This is a genomic window from Snodgrassella sp. W8132, from assembly GCF_016100865.1.
Lineage (GTDB): Bacteria > Pseudomonadota > Gammaproteobacteria > Burkholderiales > Neisseriaceae > Snodgrassella > Snodgrassella alvi.
In genome coordinates, this window is record NZ_JACFRQ010000012.1 from 1 (window position 1) to 1,132 (window position 1,132).

1 protein-coding gene is annotated in these 1,132 nt (G+C 30.8%); it reads left to right on the forward strand.

Going from position 1 to position 1,132, the window contains the following annotated elements; all coding sequences use genetic code 11:
• Positions 1-485 (forward strand): hypothetical protein (locus H3U82_RS10915; protein ID WP_232336169.1); only part of this gene is annotated, 485 nt, incomplete at its 5' end.
• Between the last annotated feature and the right edge of the window lie 647 nt (positions 486-1,132).

Below are 1,132 nucleotides of genomic sequence, written 5' to 3' on the forward strand. Positions count from 1 at the left end.
ATCTATTTGACAATAATTTACCAATATATATGAATAAGCAGAAATCTAACAGAAAAAAGTATATTATAAATAAGTTACTTTATATCCTGCTTATGGCTTTTATTTTATTCCTTCCTTTGACATGTACCTCGAAACTTGCTAAACATTATTTATATGATTTAAATTATCAAAACATATTAATGAAATTCGACTGGGAATTTGATAGGTGTATTTTACAATCTGGAAAAAAATGGGAACCATCTGGAAAACCGGATTCTAAGTGTTCATGCAAGAAAATAATTTTTAAATACATCAATACTGAGCATAGTCAGTTTGACAAAGTTACTAATGATGGATATTTATATTTCGAATCTGAGCTAGTGGGTAAAATTGTGCTAATAAATAAACCTAGCTTCTTCAATGAAGAATCGTGGCGACTCGGTACAGGAGGTGGAAATTTGGCAATTATTGATTTAAAAACAAGGGACATTTGTTACTATTATTAAGTAGCCGATAGGTATAGCGATAAACGCAGCATCCATAGCCTGAGAAGATATTTTCTACCTATATAGTGGCAATCTGTCTACATGGCAGATTATGCTCAGATATCCATAAATTTACCTGATACTGAAAACGGCACTTTCTGATCGCACAGACAAATTTAATGACGGTATATGTATTTATCAGGCTAATTTAATCTGTTTTATTAAAAACAAATTGCCCTATACTATATCTTAGATTGGTGGCTATTTAAGCTTACAGCCTGCTGGTAAATATTATCTCTTTATCGGATTTGGCAGAATTTTTCTATATCCGCTTCGGCCACAGCGTAATACCATATTATCCCGATAGATCAGTTCCTGTTCTGCCATATAGCCCAATAATTCTTCTATATATGCAGAAACACCATCTTTTTCATTTTATATTACATAAAACAATTCAATACTATGCATTATTCCGGATCTAATATTAATTCATAATTTCAGCATCCGCCGGTTTTCTTTTAAAGAAGATATTTACTGCTTAGTATGAATTTATTTTAAATAATTTATTTACAGCCCTAATTATATAAGCGCCGGTTTAGTTGATCAGGCACAACATTTCATTAATTTTAATGACAATTGTGGCAAACTCATTTTTGTTAATGATATAT